General features: G+C 57.4%; 16 protein-coding genes. 8 read left to right on the forward strand and 8 right to left on the reverse strand.

Annotation, left to right across the window (positions count from 1 at the left end; genetic code table 11):
• Positions 1-30 precede the first annotated feature (30 nt).
• Complete coding sequence (locus RB602_RS13480) at positions 31-1,110, reverse strand: esterase-like activity of phytase family protein (protein ID WP_317081208.1); 1,080 nt, start codon at positions 1,108-1,110, stop codon at positions 31-33.
• Between the two features lie 218 nt (positions 1,111-1,328).
• Between RB602_RS13480 and RB602_RS13485 the strand changes: the two genes are divergently transcribed.
• Positions 1,329-4,328, forward strand: coding sequence for an L-glutamate gamma-semialdehyde dehydrogenase (locus tag RB602_RS13485; RefSeq protein WP_317081210.1), 3,000 nt, complete (start codon positions 1,329-1,331; stop codon positions 4,326-4,328).
• A 6-nt stretch (positions 4,329-4,334) separates the two neighbouring features.
• Here the strand turns inward: RB602_RS13485 and RB602_RS13490 are convergent, their stop codons facing one another.
• Both RB602_RS13490 and RB602_RS13495 read right to left on the reverse strand, forming a co-directional pair.
• Positions 4,335-5,672, reverse strand: coding sequence for a hypothetical protein (locus RB602_RS13490; RefSeq protein WP_317081212.1), 1,338 nt, complete (start codon positions 5,670-5,672; stop codon positions 4,335-4,337).
• A 60-nt stretch (positions 5,673-5,732) separates the two neighbouring features.
• Positions 5,733-6,992 (reverse strand): TIGR04063 family PEP-CTERM/XrtA system glycosyltransferase, encoded by a 1,260-nt coding sequence (locus RB602_RS13495; protein ID WP_406568373.1) that lies wholly within the window; start codon positions 6,990-6,992, stop codon positions 5,733-5,735.
• Between the two features lie 114 nt (positions 6,993-7,106).
• On the opposite strand from RB602_RS13495, the gene RB602_RS13500 reads away from it, so the two are divergent.
• The 6 genes from RB602_RS13500 to RB602_RS13525 all read left to right on the forward strand — a co-directional run bounded on the left by RB602_RS13500 (position 7,107) and on the right by RB602_RS13525 (position 12,117).
• Complete coding sequence (locus RB602_RS13500; RefSeq protein WP_317081216.1) at positions 7,107-7,274, forward strand: hypothetical protein; 168 nt, start codon at positions 7,107-7,109, stop codon at positions 7,272-7,274.
• A 3-nt stretch (positions 7,275-7,277) separates the two neighbouring features.
• The gene (locus RB602_RS13505) at positions 7,278-8,645 is read left to right on the forward strand and encodes a putative O-glycosylation ligase, exosortase A system-associated (protein ID WP_317081219.1); all 1,368 of its coding nucleotides are present in this window, start codon (positions 7,278-7,280) and stop codon (positions 8,643-8,645) included.
• Positions 8,646-8,709: 64 nt separating this feature from the next.
• Entirely contained in the window at positions 8,710-9,879 is a 1,170-nt protein-coding gene (locus tag RB602_RS13510; protein ID WP_317081221.1) for a mechanosensitive ion channel family protein, read from the forward strand.
• 101 nt (positions 9,880-9,980) lie between these two features.
• Entirely contained in the window at positions 9,981-10,439 is a 459-nt protein-coding gene (locus tag RB602_RS13515; protein ID WP_317081223.1) for a MaoC family dehydratase, read from the forward strand.
• A gap of 42 nt (positions 10,440-10,481) precedes the next feature.
• Positions 10,482-10,880 carry a GxxExxY protein gene (locus RB602_RS13520; protein ID WP_317081225.1) on the forward strand — a complete coding sequence of 133 codons (399 nt, stop codon included), beginning with the start codon at positions 10,482-10,484 and terminating at the stop codon, positions 10,878-10,880.
• Positions 10,881-10,938: 58 nt separating this feature from the next.
• A complete protein-coding gene (locus RB602_RS13525; RefSeq protein WP_317081227.1) occupies positions 10,939-12,117 on the forward strand; it encodes an acetyl-CoA C-acyltransferase in 1,179 nt (392 codons plus the stop codon).
• 44 nt (positions 12,118-12,161) lie between these two features.
• Here the strand turns inward: RB602_RS13525 and RB602_RS13530 are convergent, their stop codons facing one another.
• The 5 genes from RB602_RS13530 to RB602_RS13550 all read right to left on the reverse strand — a co-directional run bounded on the left by RB602_RS13530 (position 12,162) and on the right by RB602_RS13550 (position 15,989).
• On the reverse strand, positions 12,162-12,383 hold the full coding sequence (locus tag RB602_RS13530) for a helix-turn-helix transcriptional regulator (RefSeq protein WP_317081229.1): 222 nt from the start codon (positions 12,381-12,383) through the stop codon (positions 12,162-12,164).
• Between the two features lie 5 nt (positions 12,384-12,388).
• Positions 12,389-12,808 carry a hypothetical protein gene (locus tag RB602_RS13535; RefSeq protein WP_317081231.1) on the reverse strand — a complete coding sequence of 140 codons (420 nt, stop codon included), beginning with the start codon at positions 12,806-12,808 and terminating at the stop codon, positions 12,389-12,391.
• A 149-nt stretch (positions 12,809-12,957) separates the two neighbouring features.
• On the reverse strand, positions 12,958-13,524 hold the full coding sequence (locus RB602_RS13540) for a GNAT family N-acetyltransferase (protein ID WP_317081233.1): 567 nt from the start codon (positions 13,522-13,524) through the stop codon (positions 12,958-12,960).
• A gap of 9 nt (positions 13,525-13,533) precedes the next feature.
• Positions 13,534-14,505, reverse strand: coding sequence for a dipeptide epimerase (locus tag RB602_RS13545; RefSeq protein ID WP_317081235.1), 972 nt, complete (start codon positions 14,503-14,505; stop codon positions 13,534-13,536).
• A gap of 260 nt (positions 14,506-14,765) precedes the next feature.
• Positions 14,766-15,989 carry a polyhydroxyalkanoate depolymerase gene (locus RB602_RS13550; RefSeq protein WP_317081237.1) on the reverse strand — a complete coding sequence of 408 codons (1,224 nt, stop codon included), beginning with the start codon at positions 15,987-15,989 and terminating at the stop codon, positions 14,766-14,768.
• A gap of 200 nt (positions 15,990-16,189) precedes the next feature.
• Between RB602_RS13550 and RB602_RS13555 the strand changes: the two genes are divergently transcribed.
• Entirely contained in the window at positions 16,190-18,007 is a 1,818-nt protein-coding gene (locus tag RB602_RS13555) for an ABC transporter transmembrane domain-containing protein (protein ID WP_317081239.1), read from the forward strand.
• Positions 18,008-18,161 lie beyond the last annotated feature (154 nt).

An 18,161-nucleotide genomic window follows, 5' to 3' on the forward strand; every position in this document is an offset into this window, starting at 1 on the left:
ACAATGCTGTTTCCAGCGGCTTTTTGCGTGTCACTCTACCGCAGACAGGCCGGGTTTCACGGTTTCCTCTGCATCCAGCCGGTCCATATCAAGCCGGAATTTCATTAACAGGCTGCGCTGCACCGTGTTGAAATTATCGTCTGAGGCAATCCACACCATAAGATCGTCATCGCCAGCCTCATCGTCTCCGCTGGCTTCGCGCGTCACCGCAATCGCTTCCATATTATCGACCGTCAGCGGCGGATCGAGGGCAGCGATCACTCTGCCCTGCAGCAGCACATCCGGGCCAATATCCGCCGGGTCGGCAACGCTGATCCGCGCCGAAACCCCTTCAAGCACGGTGAAACGGCGGTGGAGAATCAGCAATCGGCCATCGGGTAGAACCGTGGCATCGGTGATATTATAGCCAATAGGCGGTTTATAGCCGAAGCTTATGACCTCTGCATCGGGGTCAGTAGGATCGCCAATAAACATCAGCGCCTGGGTCACGCCTGAAGAAACCTGCTCCTCCTCGGAAAACGCCAGAAAGCGCTGATCGCTGAGCAAGGCAATAGCCTCGGGACCACCATTATCCGGCCAGGCACGCATGGCTTTGGGGCGATAGCCGCGCTCGGCGCGAACCATTGCAGCATCATAGCGCACAATGCGATTGCTCCCCTCAAAACCAACCCAGAAACGTCCAATTTCCGCGTCGCGCACAAAGGATTCAGAATCGCGATAGTCTTTGCTCTTATCCTCATCGCGAAAGCCGGGTAACGGGGCGATAAAGTCTTTAGCTGAAGCCCCTTCCTCAGACGCTTCAGAACCCTGTGCGACTGAAAAGCTGAACAGGGTGCCGCCATCGGATAGTGCCAATATCCGGCCATTTGGGTCGACCAGCATTGAGGAGATACCGCCAAATTTGCTGTTCTGACTGCGCAATTCCCAGCCTGCGATATAATCCAGTGCGCCAATCTGTCGCTTCTGCGGATTGGCTGAATCAAGCGCGACCGGGACCAGCGTGATATCCTGCGAATCATTGGCCTCTGCTTCAGGCGAGCGCAAAAATGTGCCAGGTGCCAGCAGGATGACCAGCGAAAGACAGGCAAGAATACGGCGGATGCGGCGCATGACACTCCCATAAAGCCTCAAAAACTGGCGGCAACCATGCAATGCGCTCCAAAAGGATATTTTCACCTTGCCCGCATGCAATTTCGCTTGGCTGAAAAATCAAAAATGCGATAGGCGAAAAAGATCGACCATTTTACCTTTGGTTGATCCTCCCCCGGATAGTCGGACCGCCCGGCGCAGCAGCAGCGGAACGACATTTGTTGGAAAGAGCTAAGCCGATGCATTCTGCCATTCCGCCCATCGCCTCCATATCTGACGCCCGCGCCGAAATGCGCCGCCTGCACCGCCTGCCCGAATATGAAGTGCTCGCGCCCTTGGTTGCCATCGCCAAAACCGATGCACCGGGCGAGGAAGATGCGATTCTCAATCAGGCACATGCCCTGCTCGCCGATCTGCGCAGCGCCCAGTCGAGTGGGTGGGTAAACCAGTTTCTGCAGGAATATCGCATGTCGAGCGCGGAGGGCATCGCGCTTTTGGCACTGGCTGAGGCGTTTTTGCGCGTGCCTGATCCCGAAACCGCAGACCTGTTGATCGCCGACAAGATCGGTACCGCCAATTGGCGCTCGCACAGCGGTAAATCCGCCAGTTCGCTGGTCAACAGCGCAACATGGGGCCTGGTGCTGGGCCGCGCCGTGGTGGGCGAGAGCGCCAATGCCTCGATGCTCAAGCGGCTGATTAACCGCACCGGCGAACCCTTTGTGCGGCAGGCCGTCGGCGCGGCGATGCGGTTGATGGGCGAGGTTTTCGTTATGGGCCGCACCATTGACGAAGCGATGGAGCGGATGAACCGCAAACAGCATAAGGGCTTTACCGCCAGCTTCGATATGTTGGGCGAAGCGGCGCGCACCCATGCAGATGCCGAGCGTTACTTTGAGGCCTATGCCGGCGCGATTGAAGCAGTCGCCAAGACGCCGCAATCGGGCCATGGCATTTCGGTCAAGCTCTCGGCGCTGCACCCACGCTATGAGGCGGCGCAGTCGGATATCTGCCTGCCAGTGCTGATCGACCGCGTGACGCAATTGGCCGAGGCAGCGGCGAAGCATGATATTGCCTTCACCGTCGATGCCGAGGAATCCGAACGGCTGATTATGAGCCTGGATGTGATCGCGGGTGTTCGTCGCGCGCCTTCGCTGAAAGGCTGGGACGGTATGGGCATGGCGGTGCAGGCCTATTCCAAGCGCGGGCTGGCCGTATGCGGCTGGGCCAATGCGCTGGGCGAAGAGGTCGGCGAAAAGATCAAGGTGCGGCTGGTCAAGGGCGCCTATTGGGACAGCGAAATCAAATTTACCCAGGAACATGGGCTCTCCGATTATCCGCTGTTCACCCGCAAACCGGCGACCGATGTCTCCTATCTCGCCTGTGCCCGCGCGCTGCTCGATTATGATCATATCGAGCCGGCCTTTGCCAGCCACAACGCCCGCACCATTGCCACCATATTGGCATGGGCGGGCAATCGCCGCGATTTCGAGTTTCAGCGGCTGCACGGCATGGGTGACGGGTTGTATGAGCGGCTGGTGCATGAGCATGGCCATAGCTGCCGTATATATGCCCCTGTTGGCGGCCATAGTGATCTGCTTGCCTATCTCGTCCGCCGCTTGCTGGAAAATGGCGCGAATAGCAGCTTTGTGCATCAGCTGGCGGACGAAAGCCGCAGTGTCGATGAACTGCTCGCCGATCCGGTGGATTATGTGCTGGAAACCGGTGGCACCCGACATCCATCGATCCCGTTGCCGATAGAGCTATTCGGCCCCGAGCGGCGCAATTCAAGCGGCATTGATCTGGATGACCGGCAGATATTGGCGGCGACGGCGGAGGACATGGCAACCGCGCCAGATGTTACGCTGCCCGCTGCAACCGATGTCGATACGCTGGTGACCAACGCGCAATCGGCTTTCGCAGAATGGGATGCAAAGCCGGTCGAAGAACGCGCCACCTGTTTGGAAAAGCTGGCCGATCTGCTCGAAGACCATCGCTCCGAGCTCATGGCGCTGGCGGTCAACGAGGCGAAGAAAACCATTCCCGATGCGCTTGGTGAAGTGCGCGAGGCGGTCGACTTCTGCCGCTATTATGCCGCCGAAGCGCGGGCCAAATTGCAGCCGATTGAACTGCCCGGCCCGACCGGCGAGCAGAATATGCTGCGCATGGGCGGGCGCGGTGTCTGGGGCTGTATCGCGCCATGGAACTTCCCGCTGGCGATCTTTCTGGGACAGGTCACCGCCGCATTGGTCAGCGGCAATTGTGTGATTGCCAAACCGGCACCACAAACCCCGCGCATTGCCGCTTATGCAGTCAAATTGGCGCATCAGGCGGGTATCCCCGAAGCGGTGCTACAACTGCTGGTCGGTGGTGCAGAAGAAGGCGCGGCTTTGGTCGATCATCATGGCATCGCCGGAATTGCTTTCACCGGTTCGGTCCCCACCGGCAAAGCGATTGCCCGCGCGCTGGTGGCTGATGATGACCGCCCGATTGTGCCGCTGATCGCCGAGACGGGCGGACTCAACGCGATGATTGTCGATTCCACTGCGCTCCCTGAGCAGGTGGTGCGCGATGTGGTGATTTCCGGCTTCCAGTCAGCGGGGCAACGCTGCTCGGCTTTGCGTCTGCTGCTGCTGCAAGAGGATATCGCCGAACGAACCCTGACCATGCTCAAAGGCGCGATGGATGCGTTGGTGGTTGGCGATCCCGGCGATCCGCGCAGCGATGTTGGGCCGGTGATTGACCAGGCGGCCTATGACAAGTTGATGGCTTATCGGGACAGTGTCTCGGACCGGATTATCAAGACCATCGATGTGCCAGAAGACGGCTTTTTTGTGCCGCCGACGCTGATCCAGCTCGATTCCATGGATGATCTCAATACCGAATGGTTCGGCCCGATCATCCATGTCGCGACCTGGAAGGCGGAGAAGCTCACCGAAACCATCCATCGCATCAATGCCAAGGGTTTTGGCCTCACCATGGGGCTGCACAGCCGCGTTGCACGTGCGGCCAATATTGTCGAGGCACGGGCCAAGGTTGGCAACCTTTATGTCAATCGCTCGATGATCGGTGCAATTGTCGGCAGCCAGCCCTTTGGCGGCGAAGGCCTGTCAGGAACCGGCCCCAAGGCTGGCGGCCCGCATTATCTGCCGCGCTTCTGCGCCGAGCGGGTGACTTCAACCGACACCACCAGCGCCGGCGGCAATGCCAGCCTGCTCAGCCTGGAGGACGAAGATTTGTGAGCCGAATTAAGAAGCGCTGCGCTGTTCCTCGGTCATCTGTCGCAATGTTTCCAACGCGGCCTTGAGCGCGGCATCGACCTCTTCCACCTGATTAGCCATCACAGGCTCAGCCAAAGGCCCGGCCAGTTTTTCGGCCATTACCGGTTCGGTAATTTCCTCAGCTGGTTCGTCAATGGCATCTTGGGGTATAGCCTCTTCTGGGCCAGGAGCCATAGCATCGGCGTCTAAGATTTCTTCATCATCAACAACCGCTTGCAGGACGATGTCCTCTGCTGCCGGTGGGGCTTGGGTACTTTCTGGACTGGTTAGCGGAACAACATCCGCGACTTCGCGCTCCTCATTGGTATCCGCCAGTTGATCCAGCCCCCGCTCCAAACGCGCAATAAGCTCATCTATGGTCAGTTCAGAAAGTTCAGTCTTTCCATTGGCTTTCGTGGCCAGATCGGCCTCGCCATCCAGCGTGCCCAAGGCATCATGATCAGCATCTGAGAAGGCTTCGTTCGTGAACTCTTCTTGTTGATCAGCATCACGGCCCAGAAACGCCGCCAAACCTGCTGCTTGAACAGCGAGGTGGTCATTAACTGGCACTTCTGCGGACTCCTCTACCAACGGCTCGAGCGTCTCCTGGCTCTGAACCACAGGCTCTACTGTGTCTGGTACATCTTCTGCTATGCGCTGGGGTTGTTCTGGTTGCTTAACCACCAGCGGTTCGCTGTCATCGCTATTCTCCCCGCGCAGCAGTTCAACGGGCAGAAGGTTCTTGAGCCGATCACTGACTGCAGGCTTGCCTTTTGGCTTATCATTTTCGGTAACGGCAACAGCTTCGCGTTCTTCTTCGGTCAGATCACGACCGGCGAGCAACGGCGCACGCACCGGGGCATCGGGATGACTATCGGCGCGCCGGGTGCGCGGCAATTCTCTCAGATCATGTACATCAGCATCAGCATCATCGACATCCACACTGCCATAGCTGAACGGCAGGAAGCTGCGGATGCGCTCGGCGATACCCAACTTCGGCTTATCGTCGATGTCGTCATAGTACATTTCCGGAGCAAAATCGTCTTCTTCATCCTCTTCAACGAGCATCGAGAACAGCACCGAGCAGACACCCATGGTGAACAGGGCAGTGGCGATGGCTATGGCTATGCGCGCGGTCATGCCCAAAGGTGGTGCCGCCGCGGGGATCATCTCATTCAGACCTGTAGCGAGGATAGCCGCCTCAAACAGGCTGTTATGAATCACCAGCGTGATTAGTCCTGCAACCAGGCCAATTAGCGCCGCCAGTGGCAGTGCGCCAAAGCGATCAATCAGGTCTGTCGTTTTCTTGGCAATAGTGTTCGCCATAATCTCTTGTCCTAACGGCTCATTATCAGCCCAGCGTGCCAATAGACTGTAACGGCATCTTCATGCCGCCTGTTCCAGCCCTTGCTCTTCCGTTTGTCCTAGCAGCTTTCGGTAAACGGGAAGATAACGCTCTATATTGCTGTACCAATTGCGTTTTTCTTCAACAAATGTCCGCGCATGCCATTTTCGCTCCGACCAGGCTGCACGATTATCGAGCAGATCGCCCAAGGCCTGGGCACAGTCTTGCGGATCATCTGCATTGAACAGTGTCCCCGTTTTGCCATGGTCGATCAGCTCTTTATGCCCACCAACATCGGACGCCGCGACCAGCCGGTTTTGCGCCATCGCTTCCAAGGGTTTCAATGGTGTCACCAGATCGGTCAGCCGCATCGCCTTTCGCGGATAGGCGAGAATATCGATCAGGCTATAATAGCGCTCAACCTCCTCATGTGGCACGCGCCCGGCAAAGTGGATATTAGCCGCCACCGGCGATGCCTCGGCCTGCGCTCTGAGCTTCGCCTCCATTGGACCACCCCCGACCAGCAGCAGCTGAGCCTCGGGGTGACGCTCAGCCAGATACGGCATCGCTGCGATCAGATCATCCAGCCCCTCATAGTCATAGAAGCTGCCGATAAAGCCGATAACCGGCCGCTGCTCGCCGCCAGCATCGAGTGCAAGCGCGTCCGCCAGCGCATGGTCACGCGGCGGCGCCTTGCCGAACAGCGCCATATCCACACCATTGGGAACGACAACCAGATCGCTTGGCGCAATCACGCCGCGCGCCAGCAAATCGCGCCTCAGCCCGTCACAGATAACTGCGACCGCATCGGCTCCCGCAATCACATGATTCTCCAATTGCCGGGTCAGCCAATAGCGCGCGCTGGTGCGGCTGCCGGTACCATTGCCAATCGCGGCATCTTCCCAAAAGGCACGGATTTCATAGACCAGAGGTAGCTCGCATTGCCGCGCGGCGCGCAACGCCGCCAGCCCGTTCAGCGCGGGTGAATGGGCGTGCAGGACATCGGGACGCCATGTTTGCACTTTCTCGACAATCCGCTCGGCCAGCATCTGCGTTTCACGCCATTCGCGCAAGGGTGATGGCCCAGAAACATCACCAGCGGTGCGGTAGAAGTCGAGCCCGTCAATCACTTCATGCGCCGGCGGTGCACCGGCCTCTGCCACACTGCGATTGTGCCGCACCCCGGTCAGGCCCGCGACCGCGAGCCCGGCAGCAATCTGCGCCTTCATGATCGCTCTGGTGCGGAAACAATATCCACTATGGAGTGGAAGGCTGTGATCCAATATATGCAGAATGCGCATGGTCATTTCAGCTTAATGCCTGAAATTGCTTAACACGTCATCAACTGAGATGGGTTAGGGAGAGATATTTACAGCCAGTGGCATCTTGTGAACATAGGCGATACTATATCCATTATGGTAGATACATTCTCAATCTTGCTCACCCATGCGCTGATAGCGCTGGCCGGATGGCGGATCATCCACCGCGATGATCTGGACCGTGAGGATCCGCCAGAGCAGGACGCGGAACCTGCGGGATTCAATCTGCGTCGCAACCGCCAGCACCGCGATCAGGGAAGCTGAGCTGTGCGTGATCTCTTCTTCACCGGATTTCTTGGTCTGCTGATCATGTATGGCTTAAAACGGCCGTTTCTGTTCGTGCTGACCTATGCCTATATCGACATTATCGCGCCACAACGGATGAGCTATTATCTGCTGAACTCTGTGCCGATATCGCTGATTGTCTTCGTCCTGGCCTTTCTTGGCTATTGGATTGCCGACGACAAACGTGACAGCCGTTTTTCCGCGCGCCAAGCGATGATGACGCTGCTGCTGCTCTATTGTGCCTATACCACATTCAGCCTGGCGGACTTTCCCGCAGAAGCGAGCGAAAAATGGGATTGGGTCTGGAAAGCTCTGGTTTTTGCCATATTCCTGCCCCTGACGCTCAGGACCAAGTTACGGTTGGAGGCGCTGGCGCTGTTTCTCGTCCTCTCTGTCGGCACGCTGATCATAACTGGCGGCATCAAAACAGCGGCAGGTGGCGGTGGCTATGGCGTCCTCCAACTGCTGGTTGAAGACAATAGCGGCCTTTATGAAGGCTCAATCATCTCCTGTGTGGCTATCACCATCATTCCATTGGTGCTTTGGTTATCCAAGCATGGCACGGTGTTCCCGCCCGATTGGCGGGTCAAGGCATTTGCCTATGCACTGATATTTGCCTGTCTGCTGATTCCCATCGGTACCCAGGCACGAACAGGTCTGGTCTGCATTGCCGCCCTGGCCGTGCTGATGCTGCGTTTCAATCGTTATCGCTTTGTTTATGCCGGCCTCGCCGTCGCTGCGGGGATCATGGCCGTGCCGCTACTGCCGCAAAGCTATACCGATCGCATGGCCACAATTCAGGACCATCGCTCCGATGAATCGGCATCAACCCGTGTTGCGGTGTGGATGTGGACGCTGGATTATGTGAAAGACAGGCCGTTGGGCGGCGGTTTTGAAGCCTATCGCGGCAACAGCCTCAAGGTAGAACGGGTAGAAACCAATCAGACTGGCGCGCGTACCTCAATCGAGGTTGAAGAATATGTCGACTCCAGCCGCGCCTATCACAGCAGCTATTTCGAAATGTTGGGAGAACAGGGCTTTCCCGGCCTGATCCTGTGGCTGGGTATCATGGGCGGTGGCATTGTCCGCATGGAGATGGTGCGGCGGCGCTATGCCAAACAACATAAGCCGGGCGAAGAATGGGTCGCGCCTTTTGCTCTGGCGCTACAAAATGGTCAGATCATCTATATGGTCGGCTCGCTTTTCGTCGGCATCGCTTTTCAGCCCTTTATCTATATGCTGGTGGCGATGCAGATCGGACTCGATACCTATCTGGACCGGCGCCGCAAGGAAGCCGCCTTCCGCCCAATACTGCAACGCTCGCGCAAGCTGGCGCAGCCCGCTGAATAGAGCGGGGCGTTTCTCGCGCGCGACAGGGCTTGTGCTTTGTAAAATGACTGACTAGGTCGCGGCCATGCAATTCCACTTTCTCGCTGCCGCCGACCCCGGTCTGTCTGATGCGCTGGACCCTGATGTGCTGGCGCGTATGTGGGGCAAGATTGAGAGCTGGTTTTATCAGCATTACAGCGAAATCCTCATCGCATTTCTGATCGGCAGCGCCATTTATCTGGCGTTGCGTTTCTTGCGGGTGCGGGCGCGCACCTTTGCCGAAACCCGCGCCGATTGCCATTCTTTCCCTGCAATAGTCGGGCGCACGCTGAGTAAGACCGGGGCTTTCTTTCTGCTGCTCGTTTCCATTCGGCTGGTCACTCGCTTCGCCGCCACCCCCGAAGCGATTGAGCGCGTCATCACCTTTCTGTTCACCATCGCAGCGGTCATCCAGTCAGCGATATGGCTGCGCGAAATCGCTATCGGCCTTTTGGAACGCCGCGCCAGTGACAGCGCCGGGCAAGGATCGGAAACACTGGGCAATGCGCTCGCGCTAATCCGCATTTTGATCACCATTGCGCTGTTCACGGTCGCGGCCATGGTGATTTTGGACAATCTCGGCGTCAACATTACCGGTTTGGTCGCCGGCCTTGGTATAGGCGGCATAGCGGTCGGTCTGGCGGCACAAGGTATTTTCTCTGATCTGTTCGCTGCGCTGTCGATCATCTTCGACAAGCCGTTCAAACGCGGTGAGTTTATTGGCTATGATGACACGATCGCCAAGGTCGAGAAAATTGGCCTTAAAAGCACGCGGCTCCGCTCTTTAACGGGTGAAGAGGTGATCATCTCCAACACCAATTTGCTCGACAAGGAGATTGTCAATTACACCCGGCTTGAGCGCCGCCGCACCCGCTTTGCCATTGGCGTTGTGTATCAGACACCACCAGACCAGGCGCGACAAATCCCCGGCATGTTGCGGATGATCGTCGAGGATCATGGCGCGGAATTTGTCCGTTCCGGCTTTGTCGGCTTTGGCAGCAGCTCGATCGACTTTGAGATCGAGTTCGACATTCACAATCCGGACTATGAATTTGTCTATAACAAGCGCCACGCCATCGGCCTGGAAATCCTCCAGCGTTTCAATGAAAAAGGCCTGGAATTCGCCTATCCGACCCAGACAACCTTCACCGCCGCACCCGATGGCAAGATGGTCATGCCCTATCCCAAAGACGGGTTTACCGTGAAGCCGGAATAGGCCGCTTATCACCGCGTAATATCTGCCATTCTGCCCCTTGCGTCCTTGGCTCTGCTGCGGCACTAGAGTTGCAAACAGAAACGCAAACGGAGGATGCTAGAATGACCGCGATTACCCCACAGCAAATGCTCGAGAAGAAGGGTGAAAGCCTTGGCTCATCGGAATGGATTTTGGTCGATCAGGAGATGATCAACAAATTCGCCGATGCCACCGGCGACCACCAGTTCATCCATGTTGATGAAGAAAAAGCCAAGCTGACACCCTTTGGCGGCACCATCGCCCATGGTTTTTTGAGCCTGTCGCTGTTCCCGGTGATGATGGCCAAGTCCGATTGCCCGCGCGTCGATGGCGTAAAAATGGGCGTCAACTATGGCGGCAACAAAACCCGTTTCCTCGCCCCGGTCCGCGCCGGCAAGCGTGTGCGCGGCCATTTCAAGCTGCTCGACCTCGAAGAAAAACGCCCCGGCCAGTGGCAACAGACACTGGAGTTCACCGTAGAGATTGAAGGCGAGGACAAGCCCGCCCTAATGGCCGAGTGGATCAGCCAGTTTTTTGTTTGAATTTAGACTCACGCAAAGACGCTAAGACGCAAAGGGTCTTAGGTGGAAAGTCCTCTTGAAAATCTCGCCCGCATAGCTGTGGATGCAGGATTTCATATCCATAAAGAGCTCGGACCGGGGCTGTTGGAAACTGTGTATGAAACAGTGCTTGCGGGCGAGCTTGAACGAAGAGGTCTTAGGGTCGACCGGCAAAAGCCGGTCGAAATAAAGTATAAGGGGATTGTGCATGCTGAGGGATTTCGCGCCGACCTCCTTATCGAGAACAGCCTGCTAGTCGAATTGAAATCGGTTGAAAGGCTACAACCTGTCCACGGCAAACAAGTGCTTACCTATCTTCGTTTGCTCGATTTGCCACTTGGCCTCTTGATGAACTTTGGAGCAGCTACATTCAAAGAAGGTATAAAGCGCATCGTCAACAAGCACGACAACTTTGCGTCTTAGCGTCTTTGCGTGATCAAAAAAGCGTAATCATACGAACTGAAGAAAAGGAGAATTCCCCATGCGTGATGCAGTTATTGTTTCCACCGCCCGTACCCCGATCGGCAAGGCCTATCGTGGCGGGTTCAACAACACCGCTGGCCCGACCCTGGGCAGCCATTCGCTGACCGCCGCGATTGAGCGCGCCGGCGTTGAAGGCGGCGAAGTGCAGGATTGTGTCTGGGGCAGCGCGCTGCAACAGGGCACACAGGGCGGCAATCTGGGCCGCAATGTCGCATTGCGCTCGGGCCTGCCAATCTCGGTCAGCGGCATGACCATTGACCGCCAATGTTCATCCGGCATGATGGCCATTGCCACCGCCGCCAAGCAGGTAGTTGTCGACAATATGGATATCGTCGCCGCCGGTGGTCAGGAGTCGATCAGTCTGGTGCAGACCCCGGAAATGCGGGTTTCGCCGGATAAGGAACTGGTGGCGATGCATAACGATATCTACATGTCGATGCTGGAAACCGCCGAGGTGGTCGCCGACCGCTATTCCATCAGCCGCGAAGTCATGGACGAATATTCACTGCAGTCGCAGATGCGCACCGCAGCGGCGCAGGAAGCGGGTCATTTCGACGACGAGATCGTCCCGATCACCACCAAAATGATGTACAAGAACAAAGAAACCGGTGAGGTTTCCGAGCAGGAGGTCACCATCACCAAGGATGAGGGCAACCGCCCGACAACAACGCTGGAAGGTCTGCAGGGCCTGCAGCCAGTGCTCGGCCCGGACAAGACCATCACCGCCGGTAATGCCAGCCAGCTTTCCGATGGCTCCTCCGCCTCTATCGTCATGGAAGCCAAGGTTGCCGAGAAGCGCGGCCTGGCCCCGCTTGGCCGCTATGTCGGCATGGCGGTTGCCGGTACCAAGCCCGATGAAATGGGCATCGGCCCGGTCTATGCCGTCCCGGCTCTGCTCGAGCGCTTCAACCTGAAGATGGACGATATCGGCCTGTGGGAACTCAATGAAGCATTTGCGGTGCAGGTGCTCTATTGCCGCGACAAGCTGGGTATCCCTGATGAGCTGCTCAATGTGAATGGCGGTTCGATTTCCATCGGTCACCCCTATGGCATGACCGGCGCACGCTGTGTCGGCCACGCGCTGATCGAAGGCAAACGCCGCGGTGCCAAGCATGTCGTCGTCACCATGTGCGTAGGCGGCGGCATGGGCGCGGCTGGGCTTTTCGAGGTATTGTAAGAGTAGTACAAAAAAGGCGGGGAGCTCATGCTCCCCACCTCTTTTCATTCACTGCCCTCATCCCAGCTAAACACCGCATCCAAAGGCTGACCAAAGGTCCGCGCGATGCGGAAGGCGGTTTCCAGCGTTGGCGAATATTTGCCCTGCTCAATCGCGGCGATGGTCTGGCGGGTGACGCCAACCTTCGCGCCAAGCTCTGCCTGAGTCATCTGGTCTGCATCGAACCGCAAACGGCGGATGCTGTTGCTAAAGGGTGGTCGCGCCATCGCTCTTAGCCCTGACGATATTGCCAGATTTTGGCACCATAGCGGATCGCCTCGGACACTACGATCACCGCCAATATCGCGTTCAATATCCAAAACAGACCTGCCCCCAGATGCACGCTGAACACCGCGATGATAACGCCGATCAGCAATATAAAATAGGCGATGCTGGTAGCGCGATTGCTTACCATCTGGTCGCGCTCGTCGCGGTTCGCATGCGCATCCTCTCGCGCCATAATCGCAATCGCTGAGGTTGCGATTATCATGACAACAACCACGCCAACCACGACGACAATCAGCAGCCCGATAAAATAATCAAGCGAAACCGTGTCGGTACTCGCGGCGTAGATCAGGCTGGAAAAATAGGCACCAAAGCCCCCGATGATAGTCAGCAAAGCCGCCCAGGCTATCTTCTCATGGAATGGCATATGCATATCCTTTCTAACACCATGTCGAATCAATCTACCTTTATGTTAGATATATTTAACATTATGGCAAGTTTTTATGACATAGCGGAACTATGCACTGCGCGGAAAACCACACAGGCCACACTTATTTCTCTTGTTTTTTCTGAGGTTTAGCCACGTTGAAAAACGATCACGGGGTCATCGCTATGTATGCGCTCGCCGACCCTAATAAAGCCATGCCGTTCGGCCAAGCGGATAGACGGTAGATTGTCCGGTGTAATGATGCAGACCAGCGGCACAGCCAAATGGGTGTCGGCCCAATCCAGCGCCGCGGTTAGAGCCTCACTGGCATAGCCTTGTCCATGTACTTCGCTGTCGAACAACCATGATGCCTCGGGCCAGGAGACACCAAAGCGGCCCGGCTCAGCCGGCCCCGGCAATGGCGGCGAAAAATCCCGCTGATAATCGGCTAAAGCAACATCACCGATCAGTTGCCCACCTTCGCGCCGCTCCACCGCCCACACGCCATGGCCCAAAAGCGGCCATAGGCCGGAAGCATAGGCAAATTTCTGCCATAGCTGGCTACGGCTCTGCGGTTCAGTTGAGATATGCTTCACCACCTCGGGCTTGTTCCGGATACCGCAAAAGGCGTCAAAGTCTGCGCGTTCAAAAGCGCGCAGGATCAAACGGTCGGTAACAATACGCGGAGCAGTGACGGGCCTGTCTGTACCACCCATAACGCCGCTCTAGGCAGGAGGGTGGATCATGCCACCGCTATAGGTGAAGCCGCCCTCACGATCCTTTTTCAACAGCGCAGGAGCGTCGAGATCAACCCAGTCCGCCTTTTGCGCTAGGGCAAAGGCCGGCGCTGCGCCGAGGCTGGTGCAGAGCATGGTGCCGACCATGGTTTTCAGATCCCGCATCCGCGCCTTTTCCATCAGGTTCAGCGCCTCGGTCAGGCCACCGGTCTTGTCGAGCTTGATATTCACCACGCCAAAGCAGCCTTCAACCCGGTCAAGGTCTTCGCTGGTGTGGCAGCTTTCATCGGCGCAGAACGGCACCGGTGTTTCCACCGCCATCAGCTCATCCTCAAAGCCGGCAGAAACCGGCTGTTCGATCAGCTCCACGCCATATTGTGCGGTGCCGATGGCCATGCTCAAAATATCAATCTCGTCCCAGCTCTCATTGGCATCGGCGATGATCCGCGCGCCCGGTGCACCGGCATGAACCGCCGCCAGCCGCGCCATATCGTTTTCGCCATTCAGCTTAACCTTGAGCAGCTGATAGCCCGCCTCAACCGCCTTGGCGGCATCAGCCTGCATCTGCTCCGGCTCGCCCAAAGAAATGGTAAAGGCGGTTACCAGCGGCTTGGGTTCGGGCAGGCCCGCCAATTGCCACAAGGGCTTGCCGCTTGCCTTGCTCTCCAAATCCCAAAGGGCGGAATCGAGCGCATTGCGCGCCGCGCCTTCCATCATCGATTCCAGCAAATCCTCGCGGCTGATCGGGCGATTTTGCTTGGTGCGCATCTCAATCGCCTCGACGCACAGCTCGGCTGTCTCGCCTTCATAATAGATCGGCGTGCCTTCGCCCCGGCCAATATGTGTGCCGTCGGTAACCTCGCAAACGACGAGATCAACATCGGTCTTGCTGCCACGGGCAATGGTGAACGCGTTGTCGAGCGTCCAGCGTTCTACGGTTGCAGATTTGAGTGTAATCATGCGCGGTGATGTAGGGGATTCAGCCGGATGGGAAAAGGCCTAAAGAAAACCCTTGCATATATTTTCGTCATCCCCGCGAAGGCGGGGATCAGGCTTCTGAATTAGGAAAGCATTTCTCACGCGGAGGCGCGGAGACGCGGAGGATTTACTTTTTTCTCCGCGTGTCCGCGCCTCCGCGTGATTCAAAAAAAGCCCTGGCCCCGCGTTGACCTTCGGTCGCCTGCGGCTCGCGGGGCCGACAATGGCCGGGTATTTAACTACTAACCATTATGCTCCAATATCCACTCCTCAACAACAGGAGCGATTTTGGTGCGCCATTTGCTGCCGTTGAAAATGCCGTAATGGCCGACATTCTCCACCAGATCGTAGAATTTATAGCTTTCATCCAGCGCCGGTGTGAGATGCAGCGCGGCGCGGGTCTGGCCGATGCCGCTGATATCGTCGCGTTCGCCTTCAATCGCCAACAGGCCGATATCGTGGATCGCGCCGAGATCAATCCGCGTGCCGCGATGCATCATCTCGCCGCGTGGCAACAGGTGCCGCTGGAACACATGATCGACCGTCTGCAGATAAAACTCCGCCGTCATGTCACAGACCGCGCGATATTCATCGTAAAAATCCTTGGTCGCGGTCGCGCTTTCGCCGTCGCCATCGACAAGATGGCGGAACATCTCCCAATGGCTGAGCATATGGTTGCCGAGATTCATCGACATAAAGCCCGCCAGCTGCAGGAAACCGGGATAAACGCGGCGGCCACCGCCGGGATATTGCATCGGCACGGTGGTAATCGCGTTCTGCTCAAACCAGCTATGCGGCCGTTGCATCGCCATCTGGTTGACCGATGTCGGCGCCTCGCGGGTATCAATCGGGCCTCCCATCATGGTCAAGGTCCGGGGGCGGCAATCATGGTCTTCGCCCGACATCACCGCAGCAGCGGCAAAGCACGGCACCGAAGGCTGGCACACCGCCAGCATATGCGCACCGGGGCCGATATGCTCCAGAAACGCGATGACATAGTCAATATAGTCATCAAGATCGAAAGAACCCTCGGCCAAGGGCACCTGCCGCGCATCACGCCAGTCAGTGATAAACACCTCATGCCGCGGGATCATCCGCTCCACCGTGCCGCGCAGCAGCGTCGCGAAATGGCCTGACATTGGTGCGGTAATCAGCAGTCGCGGTGCATTGTCGGGCAATGCGGCATGGCGGAAACGCTTAAGCTGGCCAAAGGGCAGTTGCAGCACGATATCTTCGGTTACCGGCTGCGGCTTTCCATCGACATCCACGCTCTCAATGCCAAAGGCTGGCTTGCCGCGCGGGGCCGAGGCGTGGGCGAACACGTCCAATGCATGGGCTAATGCAGGTCCGCCACCGATATAGGACAGTGGATTGGCGGGATTATTGAGAAATTGTGCGCTCATATTCGCCCAGGCACTTGCGCTCGCCAGCATGGAGCGCTGCATTTCATAGGCGTGATAGATCATAAATGTTCCTTGCGACGCGGAGGGCCGACGGCATTGATGCTTCGTTTTCGGCTTTGCCCCGCCTGTTAATCCAAGATTCTAGCCGTTTTTGCCGCATTGCACAACCAGCGGGCGTCTCGCCTGTTGATATAGCGCGACTATCGCCAAATTAGATACCAAATCGGTTGAGCCTGTCGAACCGGGCTGCTAGCGCACTTGCCATGGCAAAAAACACCGACGGCGACGATAAGTCCGGTCGTTCGATCCGAAAATTAGGCAATTTGACGCTGCTTTGGCGGCATGCGACCCGCTACCCCAAGCAGATCCTTTTCGCCGGCATAGCCCTATTGGTGGCGGCGCTGGGCACATTGGCAATCCCGCGCCAATTACAGAAAGTCGTCGATGACGGCTTTGCCGCTTTGGGTACAAATGCCGCCGATATTGCGCCGTTTTTTCACTATCTGTTGCTGATTGTCGTGGTGCTGGCCGTGGCCACAGCGCTGCGTTTTTACTTTGTCTCATGGCTTGGAGAGCGCGTGGTCGCGGATATCCGGTTGGCGGTGCAGCGCAATCTGTTGCGCCAGTCGCCGGGCTTTTTCGAGGAGAACCGGCCATCGGAAATCGCTTCGCGCATGACTGCCGATACTGCGATTGTCGAGCAGATTGTCGGCACCACCGTATCGGTCGCTTTGCGCAATCTCGTCGTCGGTATCGGCGGGATTATCTATCTGTTCTATCTCGCACCACAGCTTACTGCCTATCTGCTGATCGGTATTCCGCTGATTATTGTTCCTATTGTCATCATTGGTCGCAAGCTGGAGAATGTCTCCAAATCGAGCCAGGATCGCGTCGCCGATGTCGGCGCGACGACAACTGAAACGCTGGGCGCGATGAAGATCGTACAAGCTTTCGGTCAGCAGGAGCGCGAGGCAGAACGCTTTGCCGGATCGGTCGAACGCACCTTTGAGACCGCGAAAAAGCGCATCAAACTGCGGTCGCTGCTGACCTTGGTAATTATTACGCTTATCTTTGGGGCGATTACCGGGATTATGTGGCAAGGCGCAGTCGATGTTGTCGAAGGTCGATTGACCGGTGGTACCATCGCGGCGTTTATCTTTGCCGGGGTGCTAGTCGCGGGTTCCTTTGGCGCACTGACTGAGGTCTATGGCGACCTGCTGCGCGCCGCCGGAGCTTCTTCGCGGCTGAATGAGTTGCTCAACGCCGAACCCGATATTGCTGCTCCTGCCAAGCCGGTGGACCTGCCATTGCCACCGCGTGGGCAACTGAGTTTCCAAAAGGTCACCTTCCGCTATCCGACGCGGCAGGACATTCCCGCGATTGAGGATTTCAGCCTGACCGTGGCACCGGGCGAGACAGTGGCAATTGTCGGCCCCTCAGGCGCGGGCAAATCCACGATATTCCAACTGGCACAGCGTTTCTATGACCCCGAAGCGGGGACTATCCGTATCGATGGCGTTGCCCTGCCCTCAGCTGACCCGGCAGATGTGCGCGAACGCATGGCCTATGTGCCGCAGGAGAGTGTGCTGTTCGCAGCCTCGGCGCGTGACAATCTGCGCTATGGCAACTGGAACGCGAGTGACGAGGAAATCTGGGCCGCAGCCGAAGCCGCCAATGCCGCCGAGTTTATCCGCGCTCTTCCTGAAGGCCTGGACAGCTATCTCGGTGAAGCGGGGACGCGGCTGTCCGGCGGCCAGCGACAGCGCATCTCTATAGCCCGCGCACTGCTACGTAATGCGCCGATATTATTGCTCGACGAGGCGACATCCGCGCTCGATGCCGAGAGCGAACAGTTAGTGCAGCAGGCCTTTGACCGTCTGATGGAAAACCGCACCACATTGGTCATCGCCCACCGCCTCGCCACCATCCGTGCCGCCGACCGCATCGTGGTGATGGATGAGGGGCGGATAGTTGAGGAGGGCAATCATACCGAGCTCAGTGCGAGCCAAGGGCTCTATGCGCGCTTGGCGAGCCTGCAATTTGATATGCCTCCACGTGCCGAAGCGGTAGCCGCTAAGTAAATGCTGAGGGCTTAGGAGCAACGCCTTGCCTGTGCGACACTTTGTTATCTCTCCCTCATAGGAGGCAATATTCACGCGGAGACGCGAAGGCGCGGAGGGAGCATAGTTAGCAAGCATTCTCTTTGATTATCTTGGCGTGCTTTGCATAGATATG

This window comes from Parasphingorhabdus sp. SCSIO 66989 (genome assembly GCF_032852305.1).
Lineage (GTDB): Bacteria > Pseudomonadota > Alphaproteobacteria > Sphingomonadales > Sphingomonadaceae > Alterisphingorhabdus > Alterisphingorhabdus coralli.